1 protein-coding gene is annotated in these 743 nt (G+C 48.5%); it reads left to right on the top strand.

Annotated features, from left to right (window positions below; translation table 11 throughout):
• Positions 1-743 (top strand): glutamate synthase-related protein (locus ACS8FC_RS17105; protein WP_439297667.1); only part of this gene is annotated, 743 nt, incomplete at both ends.

Here is a 743-nt window from a genome sequence, read left to right as displayed (position 1 = left end):
TGGGTCTGGCTGAAACCCATCAGTCTCTACGAGTGAATGGATTACGTGATAAGGTACGTGTTCAGACCGATGGTGGTCTGAAAACAGGATTGGATGTCGTCAAGGCCGCCATTCTTGGTGCAGAAAGCTTTGGCTTTGGTACCACGCCGATGATTGCGGTTGGTTGTAAGTATCTACGTATCTGCCATTTGAACAACTGTCCAACAGGGGTTGCTACCCAAAAAGCCAAACTGCGTGATGAGCATTTCATTGGCGAAGCAGAAATGCTGATTAACTTCTTTAAGTTTGTCGCAACCGAAACACGTGAATGGTTAGCAGCGCTAGGTGTTCGTAGTATGGAAGAGCTGGTCGGTCGTACTGACTTACTAGATATCTTAGAAGGTAATACGGATAAGCAGCGTCATCTTGATTTAACACCATTGCTATTTAGTCACCCAGCCAGTGTGGGCAAAGCCCAAACGTGTCAGGTGGAGCGTAACGAGCCGTTTGATAAAGGCTTGCTCGCTGAGCAAATGATTAGCGATATGCTCGTGAATATTCGCCAAGGCTCAGGCGGTAATTATAGCTATTTCGTTGGCAATTGTGACCGCTCTATTGGTGCGCGTATCTCTGGCGAGATTGCGCAAGTATGGGGCAACCTTGGCATGAGTGATATGCCGATCAAGCTTCGTCTGACAGGTACTGCAGGGCAGAGCTTGGGCGTGTGGAATGCTGGCGGCTTAAACATCGAGCTTGAAGGCGAT

The organism is Psychrobacter sp. 1Y4, assembly GCF_051847555.1.
This window is presented reverse-complemented; position numbering and strand designations above follow the sequence as displayed.